Origin of the sequence: Nocardia sp. NPDC060249 (assembly GCF_042728755.1) — a bacterium.
Classification (GTDB): Bacteria; Actinomycetota; Actinomycetes; order Mycobacteriales; family Mycobacteriaceae; genus Nocardia.
Genome location: NZ_JBHXAQ010000001.1, coordinates 164,872 through 183,485, shown reverse-complemented (window position 1 = coordinate 183,485; position 18,614 = coordinate 164,872). Strand labels below are relative to the sequence as shown.

Sequence of the window (18,614 nt, the reverse complement as noted above, 5' to 3'; positions counted from 1 at the left end):
CCGCGATCGGGTGTTTACGCTGCGAATATGACTCCACAGCTTGATGTCGTGTCCGTTGTAGTTTCCGATATGGCCGCTTCGGTGGCCTTCTACCGCAGGCTGGGACTGGTCTTCCCGGACGGTGCCGAAACCGAGGGGCATGCCGAGGCCGTGATCGGCGGTGGTCTTCGGCTGGCGCTGGACACCGAGGCGACCATCGCCTCGTTCACGCCCGGCTGGCAGCCACCGACCGGTCCCGGCCGCAGCAGTCTCGCGTTCCGCTGCGCCGATCCGGCCGAGGTCGACAAGCTCTACGCCGAGCTCGTCGACGCCGGCCATCACGGAGAACTCCCCCCGTGGGATGCCTTCTGGGGTCAGCGCTACGCCTCGCTCGCCGACCCCGACGGGCACGGCATCGATCTCTACGCGCCGTTGCCCGCCGAATAGGACGACCAGTCGTGGGGGTCGCGCTGACGCTGCAGATAGCGGCCGAGCATCTCACGGACCTCGTCGCTGACCGGGGGTTCTCCGGTGAGCCTGGTCCACAGGTGCGCGTCGTGCTCGGTGAGCGTCACCGGTCCCGTGGCCGCCACGTCGACGACGAAGGTGAACTGCCTGGTGCGGGCACCCGCCCCGGTCAGGTAGTCGAAATCACCGAGGTAGTCGGCAACTGAGGTGACCTGCAGCCCGGTTTCCTCCGCGACTTCGCGGGCCAGCGCTTCGTCGAGTGCCTCACCCGGCTCGACGACGCCGCTGGGCAACTCCCACCGCCCACCCAGGAAATCCGATCGTCGGCGGCGCAGAATGAGCACTCGCTGATGGCGGACGACGACCGCGCCGACGACGAGCCGGCGGATTTCATCTCGTTCAGCCTCGATACGGAGCGTGGAGTACACGGATTCGTCGATCATCAGGTCACATCCTCTCGTCGGTGTTCGGACTGCACTGAGCACTTGCGACGGGGCGTGCACTATCGAGCCTAAACCTTCCCCTCACGCCGTGCCGAATGAGACTTTCCGGGCGGTGCGACGCCCGATCAGCGGGTTTGGAGCGTACGTACCGAGCATCCCGCCAGGTCACGGACCTCTCGGGACAGGTGCGCCTGGTCGGCGAAGCCGGTCACGGCGGCGATTCGCGCCGCCGGAATTCCGGTGCGAAGCGCCGCGAGCGCACGTTGAAATCGCAGAATACGAGCCAACATCTTGGGTCCGTAGCCGAAGGCGAACAGCGAGCGCCGGTGCAGCATTCGGGCCGACATGCTCGTCCGAGCGGCGGTTTCGGCGACCGTCGCGCCCGCCGAAAGAGCATCGACGACAGCGGTGAGCGCCGGATCGGCCGGGCCGTGGTCGGCGGCGAATCGTAATGCGATCGCTTCCAGGGCGGCAACGCGGTCGGGCGCGTTGTCGATGCGATCGACGAGTTCGCGAGCGGTGCGCGACGGTGCGATCTCGGCCAGGTCGACCCGCTGGTTCAGCAGTTCTACCGCCGGAATCCCGAGCAACGCGGGTGCGCTGCCCGGCGCGAACCTGACGCCGACGAATTCTCGCGCCCGCGCGGTCGGTGCGAGGAAGGCGCGACTGTCCGGACCCGCCACCATCAGCGTGCCCTCGGTCCAGATCAGGTCCATGCAACCGTCGGGGAACACCGTGACGGGACCGGTGTCGGCGGGCATGGTTCGCGACCAGACCACCGCTCGGTCCAGCCGTGATTCGCGTTCCCGGTATTCCGTCACACTTCGACGGTAGTCCCGCCCACCGACAGGTAGCGGCGCACCGTGAATACCCGGTCCGTAAGATCTGACGGCACGACGTTCGGCTCGGCAGAGGGGTGCCAATGCAACCGACAGCATCAGTGCGGGGTGGACGGCCACGGGTGGCGGGATTTCCCGGTGCGGATATCGATATCGAGCCGGACGTGTGGTCGGGGGCAGCCGTCGACGACGACCGGATCAGGGCGCTGGCCGTCGGTGCGTACTACGGACGCAGCTGGGGTGCGCAATGCGACGGTGTCGCGTTCCTTCCGGAGGAGCCCGACAGCGCGTCGACGCGGCGCGAGACCGCGATCGAGGGGCTGCACGAGTCGTGGGGCGTCGACAACGCCGACGACGCGCACGACACGGTGCGGCGGTTGCTGGCGGGAATGCACGCGCCGCTGTTCGAGCTCGTCCATCCGCTCGCCGTCATGGCCGCGACCGACACGGGCCGGGTCGATCGGTCGGGATTGGCCGACGAGCATCGCGAATTCCTGCACACACTCTCGGGTTTCCGTGGCTATCGCGGGCCCGCCGGGATCGATCGCGACTACGACGCCTGGCTACAGGCCATCAAACTCGGCATCACCGACAGCCTGCCGACACCGCTCCAGATCGACGCCACCGCATGGGATCTGGCACGGCTGGTGTTCATCGCCCGCGCCGCGTGCACGGCGGGATACCTGACCGAGGACGAGGCGTGGGAACACATGCTGACCGGGCTGGATCGGGCGCGTCAGCACTATCGCAACTGGCGCCAATTCGGCGACGGGTTCCTCACCGGTGCGATCTTCTGGGCGGCCACGCAGGATCTGTCAGCCGCGAAAAGCCAAGTCGCCGAACGGAGGCGGATGATCGCGGGACTGCACCTGCGGCCGTCGAGCCCGTGGCGGCGAGTGTCGCTGCATCCGGGTGCGCCGGTGTTCAGCCCGGCATCGTCAGCATGATGCCGACGGCTTGACGCCGGAACGGGTCGTCGTCGACCATGCCCAGTTTCCGGCGTTCCACCAGCAGTTGCCATTCGCCGAACAGGTCGGCCGAGCAGGGCAACGACTGGGCGATGGATCCGTCGACGTGCTCGATCTCGCAGGCCAGGTGGACGGCCTCGGTGATGCGGAGGAAGTCGGCGGGTTCCCAGTCGACGAAATCGAGGTCGGTGCCCCCGCCCGAAATCCGCAGGGTCGCGACCTGTCCGGGCGCGGTGAGCACTTCGGCGCCGGTGAGGACCGAGACCGGGAATTCGTAGACCGCCCACGCGGAGACGAACAGCAGGCGCAACGTGGTGATCGCGACCAGACCCGGAGCGCCCTCGTGGCCCGCCTGGGCCAGTTCGAGGACGTACTCGTCGGGCCGGGCACAGCCGTGCAGGATATCGATCTCGCGTAAGGAGTTGCCCGCGTGCCGCATTCGACGTGCGGCCGCCGTGACATCGGGGCGTCGTGGGCCGTTCGAACCCGGCACCGAGTGCGGCGGAACGAGATTCGGGCGCGGCGGGAACACCCTGCGTAAGCTGACCAGGTCGCGCTCGACCGCTCTGATCAGTGCCTGCGCCTGTTCACGGAGGCCGGTTTCGAGGAACACCGGCACCGGATGACGATCCGTCGGAGCACCGTTCACCACGAACTGCGCCGACCGGAAGAACAGCAGCAGCGCCATCTGCCCGTCCTCGGTGTTCGCGAGCGCGATCCTGCCCAGCTCGGCCACTCCCACATCGAGGGCGATCTCGTTGTCGGCGCGCAGCGGCGTCGTCACCAACCGCCCGTTCGCGTACCGGACCGCGACTCGCGCACCCCATACTTCGATCAAAGCCACGTCCCTCCTGGCCTGCCCCGCATCGGTGGATCCTACCGAGGGGTCGTCGCGGGCGGGGCGATGGTCCTGCCGATGGTGTTCGACGGTGCGCCGAGGTGGCAGGCTGTACGCATGCCCGATGAACAGGAAATCTCCGCCGAACAGTCCGCGGACGCGATCGAAACCCCGGCGGAGGCGACGAAGCGCAGGTTCCGCGAGGCGCTCGAGCGGAAGAACGGCCACTCCTCCGTGGGTGGCGCCGCCCAGAATTCCGCCAAAGTGCGTGGGACGCATGCGCAGGCGGGTGGGAAGCGCACCTTCCGCCGTCGCGCCGGCGGATAGTCTCGCCCCGGGCGGGAGCTACTGCAAGCGGGAGGTATCGGCGTCGGCTTCGGTGCGCACGGCGTTCTCGAAGGTGGCGCCGCTGTCGGCTTCGCTGAAGACCAGCCAGCATCCCCGGATGGCGCCGAGCAGGTCTTCGAGCAGATCGATCGCGGGGCGCGTGGGGTCGAGGCGGCAGATGCGGTAGCCGTCGGTCCAGTCGTCGAGATCGTCGTCCTCGTCGTCGCGTTCCTCGATTTCCTGCGCGGCCTCGATGATTCCGTCCAGATCGCGAACCTTGCCTTCGGAAACGGCGATGGCATCGGCGATCAGGTCGACCACCACCTGCGTGGGCGTCTCCCCCGCGCCGAGCCGTTCCAGGACTACGGTCGGCGTTTCGACCTGGAGTGCTTCGATGTCGTCCGCCTCGGCGACCACGTCCACCGGTTCGAGGCCGGTGACCTCGCCTGCCACCGTCGCCGCGGCCCGCAGCCAGTGCGCGGCGGCGACGGAGGCGGCGGCGGGGTCGAGTTCGGTGAACAGATCGATCGTGCCCAAGGGATTGGCCCGGAGCAGGCTGTCCGCCGCGTGCACCTGCACCGGGGAGATCTCCGGGCGGGTGAGTTCGACGGCCTGCCTGGCCCGACCTGCCAGATCGCCCAGTTCCGCGGCCTGGATCGCCGCCTGCTCGGTGAGCACCTCGTTCACCACCCGGTCCACCAGGCTCGCGTCACCGATCGCATGGAGCACGCGGCCCACGTGGTGCGCGGATTCCTCGATGGGGCTGTAGAAGACCAGCATGCACCCGTCGTCATCGGGCAGATTGGGGGTGCGCAGCGCGGCTTCGACCTTCGCGAAGCGATTGCGCTCCTCCGCCCGCCGCCACGCTTCCCCGTTCACGACATCGGGATCCCCGGCAGCGGTCGCCGGATGGGTGTAGGTCCTCCACTGGAACCGCGCCAGACTCGCCAGCGCCGCCGCCAGCTCCACCCCGTGCTCCGCACCCGGCACCCCGGCGATCGTCTCGGCGACATCACCGCGACCGGTCCCCCAGGTGGCGACCAGCGTTCCCGCCCCCGAGTCGTATGCATACCGCGTCATTCGCTCAGTTCTACGTGGCCGGTGCGCACCGGCTTTCACCAGGGGTCGGCACGGTCCGAGCGCGAGCCCGTTCTGCGGTGGCGTGTCGAAGTTCATCCAGCGGCTTTACTGCCGCCGAGGCGAGGAACCTCGCAGTCCTCTCCCGCAAAGGGCGAACTATCCACCGACGAACAACTGAGAGAGTGGTCGAAGGAAGGAACCCATTCCACTCGGCGTAGTCGAGAAGATGGTGCGGCTGTGGCGAGAGCAATAATCTCCGAAGCGGGTCTCGAGGTCTCCGCTCAGGCGTGGAACTCGAGAACGCCCTTTTGTCCATCGTGGCGACCGATGGCGACCCAGTCAGCGCCCGCACCTGCCAGCACTCCGTCGTATTTGGACAGCTCCCTGCCGGTTTCGCGGTCGTAGACGATCGTGACCGGCGGTGTGCTGTTCTTGCCGACAGCAACTTGCCCACCGACGACTATCCGATCGCCGAGGACCGAAGTCGTTCGCTCGGACGGGTATCCGATGAAGCCTGGATCGGCTACCGACCATTTTCGCTGACCGGTGGCCATGTCGACGAGGGTCAGCGAGCCCTGGTCCGCATGCTCGGAGATCAGCAGTGATCGGTCGTCCGCGTCAAGAGCGGTGCCCTTGATCTCGGAAGTCCACGTCACGTTTCCATCGACAAGGTCGAGGAGTCGAACCGCCCCCTCGTCACTGACCACCGCGACGCGTGACCCGTTGCCGGTGAATCCATCGGAAGGCGTCGGACCGAGGGAGTGTTCGCACTCGCCGTCTTTTCGGCGACCACTGTTGACCTTCGTCGAGTACTTCTTTGTTCCGCTGGGACCGTCGAACGCCTCGAGCAATACGGGGCACCGCCCTTCGCCGCGGACATCACTGTTATCGGTGACGATAAGCGAATTCTCGACAGCGATTTCGTGCCATGCATGATTTTCGGCGCGGACCGGCAGCACTGTGCCCGTCGCTGTCTCCAGCAGTGTCCATCGAATATCCGACGGTGAGGATGGTACCGAGAACGCGACATAGGGTCGTTCGGTGTTGGCCTGCTGGCTACTCCCTTCGATCTCGGCATCGCTGACTTTCCCTGTCACCGGCGCAGTCCAGGTCGCCTTCCCATCGCGAAGGTCGCGCCGCATGGTCACGCATTGCTCACTGCGTCCGTCCGACTTCGGGCAATCGGCGGTGTAGACGGCCTTGTCGAAGACCGTCACCTCGTCGGCGCTGGCCTGCCAGAGCGTTGACCCACTCGCGACCTCGACAACCTCGAACAAATACGGCCCGGAAGAATTCTGCGGCTTGTCGACGAGCACGACCAGGGGTCCACTGATCCGATAGCTGTTGTAGTCGCCGCCGCTGTGCTCGCGATGCCACAACTCCTTGCCGGACTTGCGATCCAGCGCCACCACTGCCGTCGATCGCGGTGTCAGCACAACATCACCGACCACCGCCACCATCGAAGAGTCACCGCCCCTACCGCCGACAACCGACCACGCGGCAGCACTTTTCGCCACCGGGGAGGTCGACGTCGCGATCTCCGGGGTGAGCGGCGTGGTTGTCCCCACGCCGCTGGACTCACCTGATCCGCCACCGCATGCCGTCATCGTCAGGCACGCGAAGACCACTCCGATCACGATCGTCTTCCGCACATTCCCCCCCCAGAACCTCGAGCGCCGCAGACATATGCGTCGAAACGATACCCGTTGTCCGCGGGGCACTTCGACAACCGCCGTACTCGCTCAACTTCTGTCGGGACACAATCGGGCCAAGGGGTGGCACTTCAAGACACTGGTTGTCTCGGAAAGTTGTGCCCCCATGTCGGCTAGCCGAACCGGTCCCACCTCCTGTCAGGTCGTCGCCCGTCCGATGCCGGGGACGAATCGGCCCGTGGCCGCGAGGTAGGCGCGGTAGTTCGCGCCGTGGACGCGCGACAGATAGGGCTCTTCGACGGCCCGGACCTGGAGCTCGATCGTCACCAGCAACAGGGCGAACGCGACGATCGCGACAGTGTTCGGGATGATCAGTGTGACACCGCCCGCGAAGACGAGCATCGCAGTGAAGATCGGGTTACGAACCAGAGCGAACACACCGGTGTGGACCAACGTTGTCGTCTCACTGGGATCGACCCCGATACGCCACGATTCGCCCATCTCGATCTGTGCGTACAGTGTGGCCGCGATACCCGCGACGGCGAGCACGAATCCGGCGGTCTGAATCGGCATCGCGGACAGCGCCGCGATCGGGGCTACGACACCGGCCAGCTGCAGCAGCGACGACGCCGTGCCGACCACGATCGCCACGACGAAACCGACACCGGCGAGCCATTCGAGCGAACCGAGGCGTCCGCTGATGCCGCGGAAACCGGTCGACCCCGTGGCCTGATACTGGCGCCAGCTACGCCAGCCGAAGCCGAGCAGGCCGAATACCAGGTACAGGCCGAGTGCGCAGATCGCCATCATCATGTGTTCCCTCGATCGTCGTTGTCACAGCAGCCACGAGGAACGGCAGCGGTAGACGTTGTCGCGCAGCAGCTTTCGCCCTTCCAGGCGTTGATTCCCTCTTTGACCGCGATCACCGCGATCACCAGCGCCGCGAGCGGATCGGCCCACGACCAGCCGAACAGACTGTTGAGCAGCAGGCCCACCAGCAACACGGCGGAGAGATAAGTGCACAGCAGAGTCTGCTTGGAATCGGCCACGGCGGAGGCGGACCCGAGCTCGCGACCGGCCTGCCGCTGCGCGGCCGACAACACCGGCATGATCACCAGACTCGCCGCCGCCAGCCCGATCCCGACCGTCGAATGCCGCGCTTCACCGACTCCGAGCAGCGAACGGACGGCATCCACAGCGACATAGGCGGCCAGCGCGAAGAACGAGAACGCGATGACCCGCAGCGCCACCTTCTCCCGCGCCTGCGGATCGCGCCCGGCGAACTGCCACGCCACCGCGGCCGCCGAGGACACCTCGATCACCGAATCCAGCCCGAACCCGATCAGCGCGGACGAGGACACCCGCGCGCCTTCGCTCAGCGCGACAACCGCCTCGACCACGTTGTAGCTGATCGTCGCGGCGACCAACCACCGGATCCGCTTCGTCAGCACGGCCCTGCGCACCGGACTCGACGCCACCAGCACAGGCATCCCGATCGAATCCATCAGCAGCACCCGTCCGATTCCGCCGCCGGGCAGCAGGCCGGATCGACGGCGAGCACCAGCCCGACCAGATCGTCCAAGGCCCGCCCGATCCGCGGATCTGCCAGCTCATACCGGCTGCGCCGCCCCTCGGGAACCGCGGTGACCAAGCCACATCCGCGCAGGCAGGCCAGATGATTGGACAGGATCTGACGCGAGACACCGATCGCCTCGGCAAGCTCCGACGGATAGCCGGGTTCCTTCCGCAGACTCAGCAGGATCTTGGTTCTGGTCGAGTCCGAGAGGGCGTACCCGAACCGAGAGAGAGCGTCGATCTGCACCGCGGAGTCCATCTTCAAATAGTACATCAGTATCTGAATTCATGGAATTATGGATTAGCGCGCGTTCAGTTGGGCAGAACCGGGCCAGCGTGCCGCCCAGCCGAATCCTGTCGGTGCGTGAAGACAAGGTCTAGCAACGAGTTTCGACCACAATGCTGCGGGAAGATGCGATCTCCTCGAGCGGGTTTCGACGCGGCCGCGCCCGATCGCCCCCTCGTCGATCACGCCCCAAGCAGGGCGTCAGCAACTATGTACACACCGATCAACGCGTTGACAGCCAGGCCGACGAGGGCGAGCCGACTGGCGGTAATCTGTGCGCGCCTGGACAACACGACCGAAGAAATGCAGAGGCCGACGCCGATAGCGCAGGACACCGGCGCGGCAACCCGGGCACCCATCGCCACGGACAGGATTGCCACCAGCGTGAACACGGTTCCGAAGATCGCGTCCTTTGCCCCAGGCCCCTCGGTCCTCGATCGGATGCCGTTACTCATCGTGTCTCCATCCTTGGACAGCTGACTCCCAGCTGATGCGCTGCTCTTCTTCAGTAGTTCCCACTAAGCAGGCTGGGGTTCGTCCATTCCAGAACCACCGGTCAGAATTGCTCCGACCTTGGCGATCGGCTCTACCAGAGTCTTGAGATCGGTGAAGACCCGCTTCAGATCTCCCAACATTTCTGAGACGGTGAGAGTGTCTCGGGCGATACGCCGCAGCGCTGCGGGAATGACGTGCGCAGCACCGGTTCCGGCCGTCGCCAACAGCTCGATCGTCCAGCCGATAGCGGCGCCCAGCCGTCGCTCCCACGCCCAGAACGCCGCACCACCAGCCATCAGAGCGGCGACGCTATCACACCTTGTGTGTGCAAAATGTGGGCAGAGCTCGCCGGGACCAACTCGGACGACACCGGGTTTCCGGTGTCATGCGCCGATCACCTACCGACAAACCGCGACCCCCGGCAGAATCACAGCGTAGAGCATCGCTACTCCTTCGGCGGCTCGAGGCATGCCCTCTCGTACGCCGCGATTTCGGCCGGTCCCGGCGGCAGCTTGCGGCCGATCAGTTGCTCGGTGTCGCGCCGGAGACGAGTCGTCTCCTCCGGTTCCACCTCGACCCACTGGAGGCCGAGGTGGTCGTTTTCCAGCGCGCTCATGTCGGGGGCCGTTGGTAGCTATCGAGGGTGGCCTTGCTGGTGCTCGGGCTCTGCAGCAACAGTTCCCACGGGCCGGAGTTGATCTCGAAATCCTTGCCGAAGCCGAGCCACTTTCCTGCCAGCCGGTTGCCGGTCGGATCGGCGAGCAGCTGGAGCGCACCGTGGTACCGGGCACCGTGGTAGTAGCCCTCCACCGCAGTGCGCTCAGCCCAGGTACCCGTGGCGACACTGCCGTCGAGGGTGAGATCGAGCTCGATCGTCGAGGGTGAGGAACCGGGCAGGCTGCGCACAGTCACCTGAGTGCTGTGCTGCAGCACGACGGCGTAGTGCGCCACGGTGAACGAAGAATCACGCCCGCTCGAGTAGTACTCGTAGCGCGACAACCACACTCCCGAGAAGTCGCCGACAGTGCGCGCGGGATTCACCGCGCCAGGGCTCGGCGGTGGAGCACCGATCGGTGAGTCGACGTCATGGCTGTGGTCGAGACTTCCACCCATGCCGTGACCGGCACGCACCATGCCGAAGCCGAGGGTTTCGATCGGTAGACCCATGACCCGCTCGAGGGCGCGCGCATGGCTCGGCCTCGGCTGTGCCGTCTCGCCGGACTCCCACCGCTGCACAAGGCGTTTTGTCGCGCTGGTGCAACCGGCGTCGCGCAGCGCGCGGGCGAGGTCGTCCTGGCTCATGATCCGGGCCGTACGTGCGGCGCGCAGTGCCGTGTTCGGAGTGGTCCGCATCGTGCAACGGTAACCCGAATGACGTCGGAATGTCGCCCCTAATACGTGCCGATTGACGCCCGTGCCGTCGTCGCGCACACACATCGACGAGCGGCAACGTTGACGTTGCTCCCCGGCGTCGGGCGCACGAAACCTCGGCGCCGGGTGGAGCATCCAACCGAGCAGCGAGGGGCGAATCATGTGGAGACAGAGGGCGATACCGCCGCAGGTATCGGTGGGCGACATCGCCGCGCGGCTGGCGCGTGAGGCGGAGCAACATGGTCGGCCGTCGCCGGTGCTCGATCACTTCGCGCCGCAGGAACCTCTCACCGACGAACAGGCACACACCGTCATGCAGACGCATCGCGCGTGTGAGCGGTGGCTGTGCCCGCGCAAGGCGGCAGCATGGAACGCGCTTGTCGCGGCGGGGCGAATCGTTCCGCGACCGTCGAACGGATCGATGTGACAGGCGAACATCCCGCATGGGAGCTGGCAGAGCTGGACGCCGATGTTGCGGCGGTGCTCGCAGCCGTGGGAGGCAACGAGCCGACCGGGTGGGCGTTGGACTGCGAGCAACCCGCCGACAAGTCCGGGCAAGATGTGAGCACATGGCCCGTTCTTCGGGTGGTCAGGGCGTGAAAAAAGCCCTCCACCTGCTCTAACAGGTGGAGGGCTTTCAGTGGAGCTGCCGGGAATCGAACCCGGGTCCTCCGCCGCGTCTTCAGGGCTTCTCCGTGTGCAGTTCGCTCTGTCTCTGCTCGGATCTCCAAGTCTCGCGAACAAGCCTGGATGACGATCCCAGTCGCTGTTTGATGTCCCATCCGACTCCGCGACCGAGCCGAACGGTAATTCCCTCTAGCTGATGCCAGTACCCGGGTCGAGGGACGAACCCGGACTGACAGAGACGACCTGGCTACTTAGGCAGCGAGGGCGTACTCGCGCTGATTGGAATCGGCGCTTAATTGGTTGCAGCGACGCTTACGGTGGTCTCTTGCCTGCACCGACACGCTTCCCCTGAATCAACGTACGCAGTCGAAACCGTTCAGCCCCGTACGTGCCCGCACCGTGCGGGCTAGTCATATTAACACCGGCGCGGCATCAGATCTTCCCATTATTTCTGCCAGCCCGCGGTGGCGCCGGAGTGATCTTGTAGCGAACCCCGCCAGATGGCCTCGGCGAATCCGGGTCGGGCCGCCGGTGGTGACGGGTACTGTTCTCGTTCGGCCGCCCCGGAACGGTGAAAAGTCCTGGGCGACTGGAGCAAGGAGTTATCTCATGGCATTCACCAGTCAGCGTGGACTGCGCCGATTCGCGGCGATCCCGGCTGTCGCGAGTCTCGTGCTGGCCGCGGCCTGCTCGTCGGGCGAGTCCACCGCCGCGCCGGGCGTCACCAGCACGCCCTGTCCCGGTTCGCCGAACACCGATCGCGGCTGCATCTACCTCGGGGTGCTGGCGGATCTGGCGAACGGGCCGTTCACCCCGCTCGGTGCCTCGATGAACGACGGTCAGGTGGCGTTCTGGAAGCAGGTGAACGCGGCGGGCGGCATCGGTGGCTACGACATCGACATCAGCACCTACACCCGCAACACCTCCTACGATCCGCGGACCCATCGCCGCGCGTATGAGGAGATCGAGCCGAACGTGCTCGCGTTGTCGATGAGTTTCGGGACCGCGCAGACCGTCGCGATGCTGAACCAGATGGACGATGACGACATGGTGAGCACCGCGGCCACTCAGTGGTCGGGGTGGAACTATCGCAGCGCCGACCGCAATCTGGTGCTCAGCGCGGGCTACTCCTACTGCACCGAAGCGGTGACCGGGCTCGACTGGTTCGCCGAAACCCACTACGCGCCACGCAATATCGCCGTGGTCGCCTATCGCGGCAACTACGGCGGCGACTACGCCAGCGGCGCGCTGAAGTGGGCGCTGGCCAACGACGCCACCATCGCCGATCGCATCGACACCGGACCCAATGCCGAGGTCGGCAACCAGGACGGGCCCGTGGCGGAGATCCTGGCGGCAGCGCCGGACCTGGTGATGCTGGCCACCGGACCCGCCGAGACCGCGGAGATCGTGGGCAAGCTCGTGAAGTCGGGCTTCACCGGCCGGTTCCTCGGCTCGCTGCCCACCTGGAACGCGGCACTGCTGCAATCGGCGGCCGCGCCCGCGCTGACCGCGCTCTACAACTACACGACCCCGGTCGACAGCTGGGCCGGCGACAGCGTGGGCGCCAAACACGCCCGCGACGCGATCACCGGCGAACCGGCCAACTTCGGCTACTCGCTGGGCTGGGCGATCACCTATCCACTCAAAGCCCTGCTCACCGTGGCGGCGGCGAACGGCGAACTCACCCGCGCCGGCCTGCGCCGCAGCGTCGGCGCGATGAAACCCGACGGTGAGGGCATGGTCGTGATCCACCCGGCGGGCGCGGCCGAACCGGATCTGGAGACGGAGTGGTCGGCGGTGTTCGAACCGGACCGGGAGGCGCCGATGGGCGCCAGAGCGGTGAGTGTCGGCTATCAGGGCAAGACGCTGGGTCGATTGAACCTGCACGAGCCCTGCACGCGGCTGTAGAAGATCAGCTCGCGGCGATCATGGCGACCGCCGTGAGCGCGAGCACCATGCCGAGCTTCTGGGTGGCACTGATGCGTTCGCCGAGCAGGACCATCGCCAGCAGCACCGTCGCCGCCGGATACAGCGAGCCGATCACGCTCACCACCGACAGCATCGCGCCGTGGAAGGCGTAGAGCAACGCGGCATTGGCGATCACATCGAGCACGCCGACCGCCAGCGCCAGGCGCAGCGGTTCACCGTGCAGGCCGCGGAATTCGCCTGCTGCCAGCGCCGATGTCCACACGACCGCGGTGGCCGCCACACGCTGGGCGAGCAGCGGCCACAGTCCCGCGCTCGCGCTGGTCTCGTGCAGGAAGTAGAACGCGAAACCGAACGCGGCACCCGACCCGATCGTGAGGAGCGCGACCCGGCGGGTGAAACGCAGTTGCCTGCCGCCGATGATCTCCTCGGTGGTTTCGTCGGGTGCCTCCCGGCTGACGAGCACCACCGCCACCAGGGCCACGGCGATGCCCGCGATCGCGATCGAGCCGGGCCGTTCGCCGAGAAAGAGCCCGGCGATGACCGGGATGCCCGCGACCAGCACCGCGGTCAGCGGCGACACCACCGACATGGGACCGTCGGCGAGCGCGGCGTAGAACCACCACACCGCCAGGCCGCTGGCCACACCGGCGGCCAGGCCCCACAGCACCGAGGCGGTGTCGGCATGCCCGCCCACCAGCGGCGCGATCAGCAAGACCAGCAGCACCGAAAACGGATACGACACCACCACCACACGCAGCGCCGTGACTCTGCGCGCGGCGATCCCGCCGAAGAAGTCGCTGACTCCGTAGCCCGCCGCCGCGACGAGGGCGAGCACTACGGAGATCAACGCATGCCTTTGACCCGCCGACCTATTTCACGGGTGACCTCGCGCTCGGCCTGCTTGCGGGCCAGATCCTGACGCTTGTCGTAGTCCTGCTTGCCCTTGGCGAGCGCGAGCTCCACCTTCACCTTGCCGTCGGAGAAGTACATCGACAGCGGCACCAGCGTCTGGTTGCCCTCGCGCGATTTACCGACCAGGTGCTCGATCTCACGCTTGTGCAGCAGCAGCTTGCGGGTGCGGCGCGGCGAATGGTTGGTCCAGGTGCCGTGGCTGAACTCCGGGATGTGCAGACCGCGCAACCAGACCTCACCGTGGTCGACGGTCGCGAAGGCGTCGACCAGCGAGGCCTTGCCCTCGCGCAGGCTCTTCACCTCGGTGCCGACCAGCGCGATCCCCGCCTCATAGACATCGAGGATCGTGTAGTTGTGCCGCGCCCGGCGGTTGGTCGCGATGACCTTGCGCCCCTTTTCCTTCATAACGGTCAACTGTAAGTGACGGCGCCAGCGCTTTATTCCATGGCTGACTCAGACCCGGGCGGCCGCCCTGGCCAGCGCGCGGTCGCGCTGCTCCTCGAAACGGGCCGACTTGACCTCGAGGTCGAGCAGGTAGGCGTGCAGCTCGTCGCGGGCGATTTCGCCCTCGGGGCCGAAATCGGTGCGCTCGAAGATTCGCCAGATCCGCAGGGTCGGGCGCAGGACGACGTCGAGGTGCTGGCGCAGGTCGTAGACGCCGTGCTTGGCGAGCAGCACCGCGTTGCGGCGGAAGTTGGGCTGGTTGAGACCGGGCATCTGGAAACGCAGGATCACATCGGTGATGGCCCGCATGGCCTCGTCGGGGGTGAGGTCGAGCGCCGCCGCGCAGAGCTTGCGATAGAAGATCATGTGCAGGTTCTCGTCGGCGGCGATCCGGGCCAGCATGCGATCGGCGACCGGGTCGTTGCACAGGGCGCCGGTGTTGCGATGGCTGATTCTGGTCGCGAGCTCCTGCAACGTGACGTAGGCGACGCCCTTGAGGAACTGCGAACCCTTTTCCGGCTTGGCGATGCCCGCGGTCATGTGCGACATCCTGGCCTCTTCGAGCGCGACCGGATCGACGGCGCGGGTCACGACGAGGTAGTCACGCAAGACGATGCCGTGGCGGTTCTCCTCGGCGGTCCACCGGCCGACCCAGGTGCCCCAGGCGTTGTCGAAGCCGAAGGTGTCGGCGAGTTCGCGGTGGTAGGAGGGCAGATTGTCCTCGGTGAGCAGGTTGGTGATCATCGCCGCCTTGGCGACCTCGCTCAACCGCGACTGTTCGGGGTCCCAGTCGTCGCCGCCCATGGCCGCGAAGTTGCGGCCCTCGTCCCACGGCACGTAGTCGTGGGGGTGCCACATCTTGGCCTTGGACAGGTGGTCGTTGAGATTGGCTTCGGCCGTCGGCTCGAGCTCGGCGAGGATGTCGCTGTCGGACAGGTGGAGCGTCATGGGTCGACGCTACGAGTCCGGGGGTGGATTCTCCGCGTGATTGCCGAGATTTCGGCGACTACTCATCACCCTGTCTGCAGGCGGCGATGATCGGTCACAGCCACCTCTGCGCCCAGGCGCGGGTACGCCTCATCGGGTCACCGGGCCGAAGCCGCCGACATGCAGCGGCACCGAGTCCCACTGGACACGATCGGGAGTGAGGTCGCCGACGACGTGCACACCCGCGTCGGCGAAGGCGCCTCTGGCTCGGGCGACGTGGTCCTCCGAGGTGACGAGCACGACCGAGCGCAAACCCCGCTCTGCCAGCATCGCCGCGGTGTTGCGGGCGTTGGCCACCGTCGAGTCGGCCGCGGATTCGCGCAGGATCCGGCTCTCGTCGATGCCGGCGGCGACCAGCCACCCGGCCATGGCGTCGGCCTCGGACAGACCGGCTTGCGGGTTGCCGCCGGTGACGATGATCGGCGACCACGGCGCGAAGACTGCCTGGGCCAGGCCGGCGCGCAGACGTCGCACGAGTTCGTCGCGCATCGTGCCCTCCGGTGTCAGGCCGTAGCCGAGGACCACCACCGCGGTGTCGGGGCCGTAGATGCCGGGCAGGGTCGGCGTGCCCAGCGCCCGCGCGAAGTCGAGTCCGGGTGGGGCCGGAAGGTCGGCACCGGCGGGTACCGGCACCCACGCCAACCCCGTGACCGCTATCGCCGCGCACACCACACGCTTGCCCCAAGTCCACCGCGTCATTGCCGTCGCCTCCTCGAGCTCGGGCCGATCTCCGTGATCGGTCCCGCTCGGCAACGGTGCGCCGGGTGGGCAAGGGCCGGTATCCCTTTGACCTGCGGCTACGACAACTCACATGCGCATGTCGGCCGCTTCTGGTGCGGGGCATCGCAAAATTTCCGGAATCGGACGTCGGGCCTATGAGGACCTGGCGCGCACCCCGACCGAAGGGCTGACATCCAGGGCGATCAGTGGAATACGACTGTCAGTGAGACGGCACTGGAATCGACAGCCGCCTATGGGAAGTTGTCGAACGCGAACGATCGGTCGTCGAGGGGTGAAATGTCAGCCCGGGCTCAGGACGAGGTAGAGGACCAGGGCGGCGGTGAAGATGGCGATCAGCGCGAGGGTCGACCAGCGTGGCCTGCCGCGGTGGATCACGCCGTGGTGAACGCCGAGCAGGGACGGCGCGACAACCGGATCGATGTGGCGATGCGGCATCGGGGGTGTCGCGGAATCGGCTCCCGCGCTCGGGCTGCTGCCCGACGTATCGTCGTCCGAGCCTTCACCGTTCGCCATGACTCGACAGTAACTCGGCGTCGTCCGATTCGGTGCGGGTTCCTCTCCGCCGCGCGTGTACGCCCTGCTGGGTGCGGGCGCGCCAGGCGAGGCAGCCCCGCTATTCCCCGGCCAGCGTGGTCAGCACCCCCTCGCCGTAGCGAGCCAATTTGTTCTCGCCGACGCCGGCGACGGTGCCGAGCGCGGCGAGGTCGGCGGGTTTACGCGCGGCGATCTCGCGCAGGGTGGCGTCGTGGAACACCACGTAGGCGGGTACGCCCTGTTCCTTCGCCGTCGCGGCCCGCCAGGCCCGCAGTCGCTCGAACAGTCCGACGTCGGCGGCGGGCAGGTCGGCGGTCGCCTTGGCAGACTTCGCGCTGCGCGCGGGGCGTGCGGCGCGTTCGGGCTCACGCCGCATCGGCACTTTCCTGCCCTCGAACAGCACCTCGTTGCTCTCGTCGGTGAGTGCGAGGACACCGTATTCGCCCTGCACCGCGAGCAACCCGCCCGCGAGCAGCTGCCGCACCACACCGCGCCATTCGGTATCGCGCAGATCGGTGCCGATGCCGAACACCGAGAGCTCGTTGTGCCGATGCTGGGTGATCTTCTGGTTGGTTTTGCCGAGCAGGATGTCGACGAGGTGGCCCGCGCCGAACGATTGTCCGCGTTCGCGTTTGAGCCGCAGCACCGTGGACAGCAGCTTCTGCGCGGGTACCGTGCCGTCCCAGGTCTCGGGCGGATTCAGGCACACATCGCAGTTGCCGCAGGCGCCACCGGTCTGGCCGAAATAGTTGAGCAGCCGCGCGCGACGGCAGCCGACGGTCTCGCACAGGGCGAGCATGGCGTCCAGGTGCAGTTGCAACTGCCTGCGATGTGCCGCGTCGCCCTCGCTGGAGTCGATCATCTTGCGTTGCTGCACAACATCATTGAGGCCGTAGACCATCCAGGCTGTCGACGGTAGGCCGTCGCGGCCCGCGCGGCCGGTCTCCTGGTAGTAGCCCTCGACCGATTTCGGCAGGTCGAGGTGAGCCACGAAGCGCACGTCGGGTTTGTCGATGCCCATGCCGAAGGCGATGGTGGCGACCACGATCAGGCCGTCCTCGCGCAGGAATCGGGACTGGTTCTCGGCACGGGTCCGGAAATCCAAACCCGCGTGATAGGGCACCGCGCGAATGCCGTTTTCGTTGAGCATGGCCGCGGTCTTCTCCACCGAATTACGCGAGAGGCAGTAGACGATGCCCGCGTCGCCGGGATGTTCGGCGCGGATGAAGTCGAGCAGCTGACGATCGGCGCGATTCTTCGATTCGATCCGGTACTGGATATTGGGCCGGTCGAAGCTGGAGATGAACTGTTTCGCGGCACCGAGATCGAGCCGTTCGACGATCTCGGCGGCGGTCTTCTCGGTGGCGGTCGCGGTGAGCGCGATGCGCGGGACGTCGGGCCAGCGCTCGTGCACCAGCGACAGCGCGAGGTAGTCGGGCCGGAAGTCGTGGCCCCACTGCGACACGCAGTGCGCCTCGTCGATCGCGAACAGCGCGATCTTGCCGCGGTCGAGCAGCCGCAGCGTGGCTTCCAGTCGCAGGCGTTCCGGCGCCAGATAGAGCAGGTCCAGATCACCTGAGACGAACTGCGCTTCCACCGTCCGCCGCTGATCCGGCGACTGGGTGGAGTTGAGGAATCCGGCCCGCACGCCGAGCGCGCTCAGCGCGTCGACCTGGTCCTGCATGAGCGCGATCAGCGGTGAGACGACAACGCCGGCGCCCGCGCGGACCAGCGAGGGGACCTGGTAGCAGAGGGATTTACCGCCGCCGGTCGGCATCAGTACCAGCGCGTCGCCACCGCCGACGACCTGTTCGACGATGGCCGCCTGGTCGCCGCGGAAACTGTCGTAGCCGAAGACGCGGCGTAATACCTCGTCGGCGGTCTCGGCGCGGTCGGGAGCCGCGATTCGGCCCGGGGTGGCCGGGGCGAGATCGTCGAAGTGGAAGTCGCCGGTGTCGGCGAAGTCGTGCTCGGAGACGTACCCGCCGTCGGACGGGTACGCGTCGTCGGGCGGGAAGTCGTCGACATCGGGGGCTGTGGCGCCGGAATTGCTCACCGGGCCATCCTACGAGCGAGCGCCGGTCGCGCAGCCCGTCGACCGGAGCCGACGGCGGCGGAT

The 18,614-nt window shown here is 67.0% G+C and carries 23 protein-coding genes and 1 other RNA gene; 5 read left to right on the top strand and 19 right to left on the bottom strand.

Going from position 1 to position 18,614, the window contains the following annotated elements; genetic code table 11:
- The first annotated feature begins 27 nt into the window (after window positions 1–27).
- Window positions 28–426 carry a VOC family protein gene (locus tag ACFWFP_RS00855; protein ID WP_379292457.1) on the top strand — a complete coding sequence of 133 codons (399 nt, stop codon included), beginning with the start codon at window positions 28–30 and terminating at the stop codon, window positions 424–426.
- Here the strand turns inward: ACFWFP_RS00855 and ACFWFP_RS00850 are convergent.
- Both ACFWFP_RS00850 and ACFWFP_RS00845 read right to left on the bottom strand, forming a co-directional pair.
- Window positions 402–890 (bottom strand): NUDIX domain-containing protein, encoded by a 489-nt coding sequence (locus tag ACFWFP_RS00850; protein ID WP_379292456.1) that lies wholly within the window; start codon window positions 888–890, stop codon window positions 402–404. The two genes, ACFWFP_RS00855 and ACFWFP_RS00850, sit on opposite strands and share 25 nt — an antisense overlap.
- Window positions 891–1,015: 125 nt before the next feature.
- Window positions 1,016–1,711 carry a DUF6597 domain-containing transcriptional factor gene (locus ACFWFP_RS00845; RefSeq protein WP_379292455.1) on the bottom strand — a complete coding sequence of 232 codons (696 nt, stop codon included), beginning with the start codon at window positions 1,709–1,711 and terminating at the stop codon, window positions 1,016–1,018.
- A 140-nt stretch (window positions 1,712–1,851) separates the two neighbouring features.
- Between ACFWFP_RS00845 and ACFWFP_RS00840 the strand changes: the two genes are divergently transcribed.
- Entirely contained in the window at window positions 1,852–2,676 is an 825-nt protein-coding gene (locus ACFWFP_RS00840) for a DUF1266 domain-containing protein (protein ID WP_379292454.1), read from the top strand.
- Here ACFWFP_RS00840 and ACFWFP_RS00835 read toward each other — a convergent pair.
- Entirely contained in the window at window positions 2,654–3,541 is an 888-nt protein-coding gene (locus tag ACFWFP_RS00835) for a hypothetical protein (protein WP_379292453.1), read from the bottom strand. The genes ACFWFP_RS00840 and ACFWFP_RS00835 overlap by 23 nt on opposite strands.
- A gap of 111 nt (window positions 3,542–3,652) precedes the next feature.
- Here ACFWFP_RS00835 and ACFWFP_RS00830 point away from each other — a divergent pair, with 111 nt between their 5' ends.
- Window positions 3,653–3,862, top strand: a complete 210-nt coding sequence (locus tag ACFWFP_RS00830) for a DUF5302 domain-containing protein (protein WP_379292452.1) — start codon at window positions 3,653–3,655, stop codon at window positions 3,860–3,862.
- Between the two features lie 18 nt (window positions 3,863–3,880).
- On the opposite strand, the gene ACFWFP_RS00825 is transcribed toward ACFWFP_RS00830, so the two are convergent.
- The 9 genes from ACFWFP_RS00825 to ACFWFP_RS00785 form a co-directional block, all read right to left on the bottom strand.
- The gene (locus ACFWFP_RS00825) at window positions 3,881–4,942 is read right to left on the bottom strand and encodes a hypothetical protein (protein ID WP_379292451.1); all 1,062 of its coding nucleotides are present in this window, start codon (window positions 4,940–4,942) and stop codon (window positions 3,881–3,883) included.
- 281 nt (window positions 4,943–5,223) lie between these two features.
- Window positions 5,224–6,549 carry a PQQ-binding-like beta-propeller repeat protein gene (locus ACFWFP_RS00820; protein ID WP_379293710.1) on the bottom strand — a complete coding sequence of 442 codons (1,326 nt, stop codon included), beginning with the start codon at window positions 6,547–6,549 and terminating at the stop codon, window positions 5,224–5,226.
- Between the two features lie 243 nt (window positions 6,550–6,792).
- Window positions 6,793–7,401, bottom strand: coding sequence for a methyltransferase family protein (locus tag ACFWFP_RS00815; protein WP_379293709.1), 609 nt, complete (start codon window positions 7,399–7,401; stop codon window positions 6,793–6,795).
- Window positions 7,402–7,403: 2 nt separating this feature from the next.
- Window positions 7,404–8,084: a cation transporter gene (locus ACFWFP_RS00810; protein ID WP_379292450.1), complete on the bottom strand. Its 681-nt coding sequence runs from the start codon at window positions 8,082–8,084 to the stop codon at window positions 7,404–7,406.
- A gap of 14 nt (window positions 8,085–8,098) precedes the next feature.
- Entirely contained in the window at window positions 8,099–8,428 is a 330-nt protein-coding gene (locus ACFWFP_RS00805; RefSeq protein WP_379292449.1) for an ArsR/SmtB family transcription factor, read from the bottom strand.
- Between the two features lie 209 nt (window positions 8,429–8,637).
- The gene (locus tag ACFWFP_RS00800) at window positions 8,638–8,910 is read right to left on the bottom strand and encodes a hypothetical protein (protein ID WP_379292448.1); all 273 of its coding nucleotides are present in this window, start codon (window positions 8,908–8,910) and stop codon (window positions 8,638–8,640) included.
- Between the two features lie 63 nt (window positions 8,911–8,973).
- The gene (locus tag ACFWFP_RS00795; protein WP_379292447.1) at window positions 8,974–9,246 is read right to left on the bottom strand and encodes a hypothetical protein; all 273 of its coding nucleotides are present in this window, start codon (window positions 9,244–9,246) and stop codon (window positions 8,974–8,976) included.
- Between the two features lie 149 nt (window positions 9,247–9,395).
- Window positions 9,396–9,566 (bottom strand): hypothetical protein, encoded by a 171-nt coding sequence (locus tag ACFWFP_RS00790; RefSeq protein WP_379292446.1) that lies wholly within the window; start codon window positions 9,564–9,566, stop codon window positions 9,396–9,398.
- Window positions 9,563–10,303, bottom strand: a complete 741-nt coding sequence (locus tag ACFWFP_RS00785; protein ID WP_379292445.1) for a multiprotein-bridging factor 1 family protein — start codon at window positions 10,301–10,303, stop codon at window positions 9,563–9,565. Before ACFWFP_RS00785 ends, ACFWFP_RS00790 begins: the two co-directional genes overlap by 4 nt.
- Window positions 10,304–10,517: 214 nt before the next feature.
- Between ACFWFP_RS00785 and ACFWFP_RS00780 the strand changes: the two genes are divergently transcribed.
- Window positions 10,518–10,748 (top strand): hypothetical protein, encoded by a 231-nt coding sequence (locus ACFWFP_RS00780; RefSeq protein WP_379292444.1) that lies wholly within the window; start codon window positions 10,518–10,520, stop codon window positions 10,746–10,748.
- 211 nt (window positions 10,749–10,959) lie between these two features.
- Here ACFWFP_RS00780 and ssrA read toward each other — a convergent pair.
- Window positions 10,960–11,332, bottom strand: a transfer-messenger RNA (tmRNA) gene (gene ssrA, locus ACFWFP_RS00775).
- A gap of 225 nt (window positions 11,333–11,557) precedes the next feature.
- Here ssrA and ACFWFP_RS00770 point away from each other — a divergent pair.
- Window positions 11,558–12,856, top strand: coding sequence for an ABC transporter substrate-binding protein (locus tag ACFWFP_RS00770; protein WP_379292443.1), 1,299 nt, complete (start codon window positions 11,558–11,560; stop codon window positions 12,854–12,856).
- Window positions 12,857–12,860: 4 nt separating this feature from the next.
- On the opposite strand, the gene ACFWFP_RS00765 is transcribed toward ACFWFP_RS00770, so the two are convergent.
- The 6 genes from ACFWFP_RS00765 to recQ all read right to left on the bottom strand — a co-directional run bounded on the left by ACFWFP_RS00765 (window position 12,861) and on the right by recQ (window position 18,551).
- On the bottom strand, window positions 12,861–13,724 hold the full coding sequence (locus ACFWFP_RS00765; protein ID WP_379292442.1) for an EamA family transporter: 864 nt from the start codon (window positions 13,722–13,724) through the stop codon (window positions 12,861–12,863).
- The gene (gene smpB, locus ACFWFP_RS00760) at window positions 13,721–14,194 is read right to left on the bottom strand and encodes an SsrA-binding protein SmpB (protein ID WP_378920812.1); all 474 of its coding nucleotides are present in this window, start codon (window positions 14,192–14,194) and stop codon (window positions 13,721–13,723) included. Before smpB ends, ACFWFP_RS00765 begins: the two co-directional genes overlap by 4 nt.
- A gap of 48 nt (window positions 14,195–14,242) precedes the next feature.
- Complete coding sequence (locus ACFWFP_RS00755; protein ID WP_379292441.1) at window positions 14,243–15,181, bottom strand: acyl-ACP desaturase; 939 nt, start codon at window positions 15,179–15,181, stop codon at window positions 14,243–14,245.
- Between the two features lie 129 nt (window positions 15,182–15,310).
- Window positions 15,311–15,919, bottom strand: a complete 609-nt coding sequence (locus ACFWFP_RS00750; RefSeq protein WP_379292440.1) for a YdcF family protein — start codon at window positions 15,917–15,919, stop codon at window positions 15,311–15,313.
- A gap of 321 nt (window positions 15,920–16,240) precedes the next feature.
- Window positions 16,241–16,474: a hypothetical protein gene (locus ACFWFP_RS00745; protein WP_379292439.1), complete on the bottom strand. Its 234-nt coding sequence runs from the start codon at window positions 16,472–16,474 to the stop codon at window positions 16,241–16,243.
- A gap of 100 nt (window positions 16,475–16,574) precedes the next feature.
- The gene (gene recQ, locus ACFWFP_RS00740; protein ID WP_379292438.1) at window positions 16,575–18,551 is read right to left on the bottom strand and encodes a DNA helicase RecQ; all 1,977 of its coding nucleotides are present in this window, start codon (window positions 18,549–18,551) and stop codon (window positions 16,575–16,577) included.
- Window positions 18,552–18,614 lie beyond the last annotated feature (63 nt).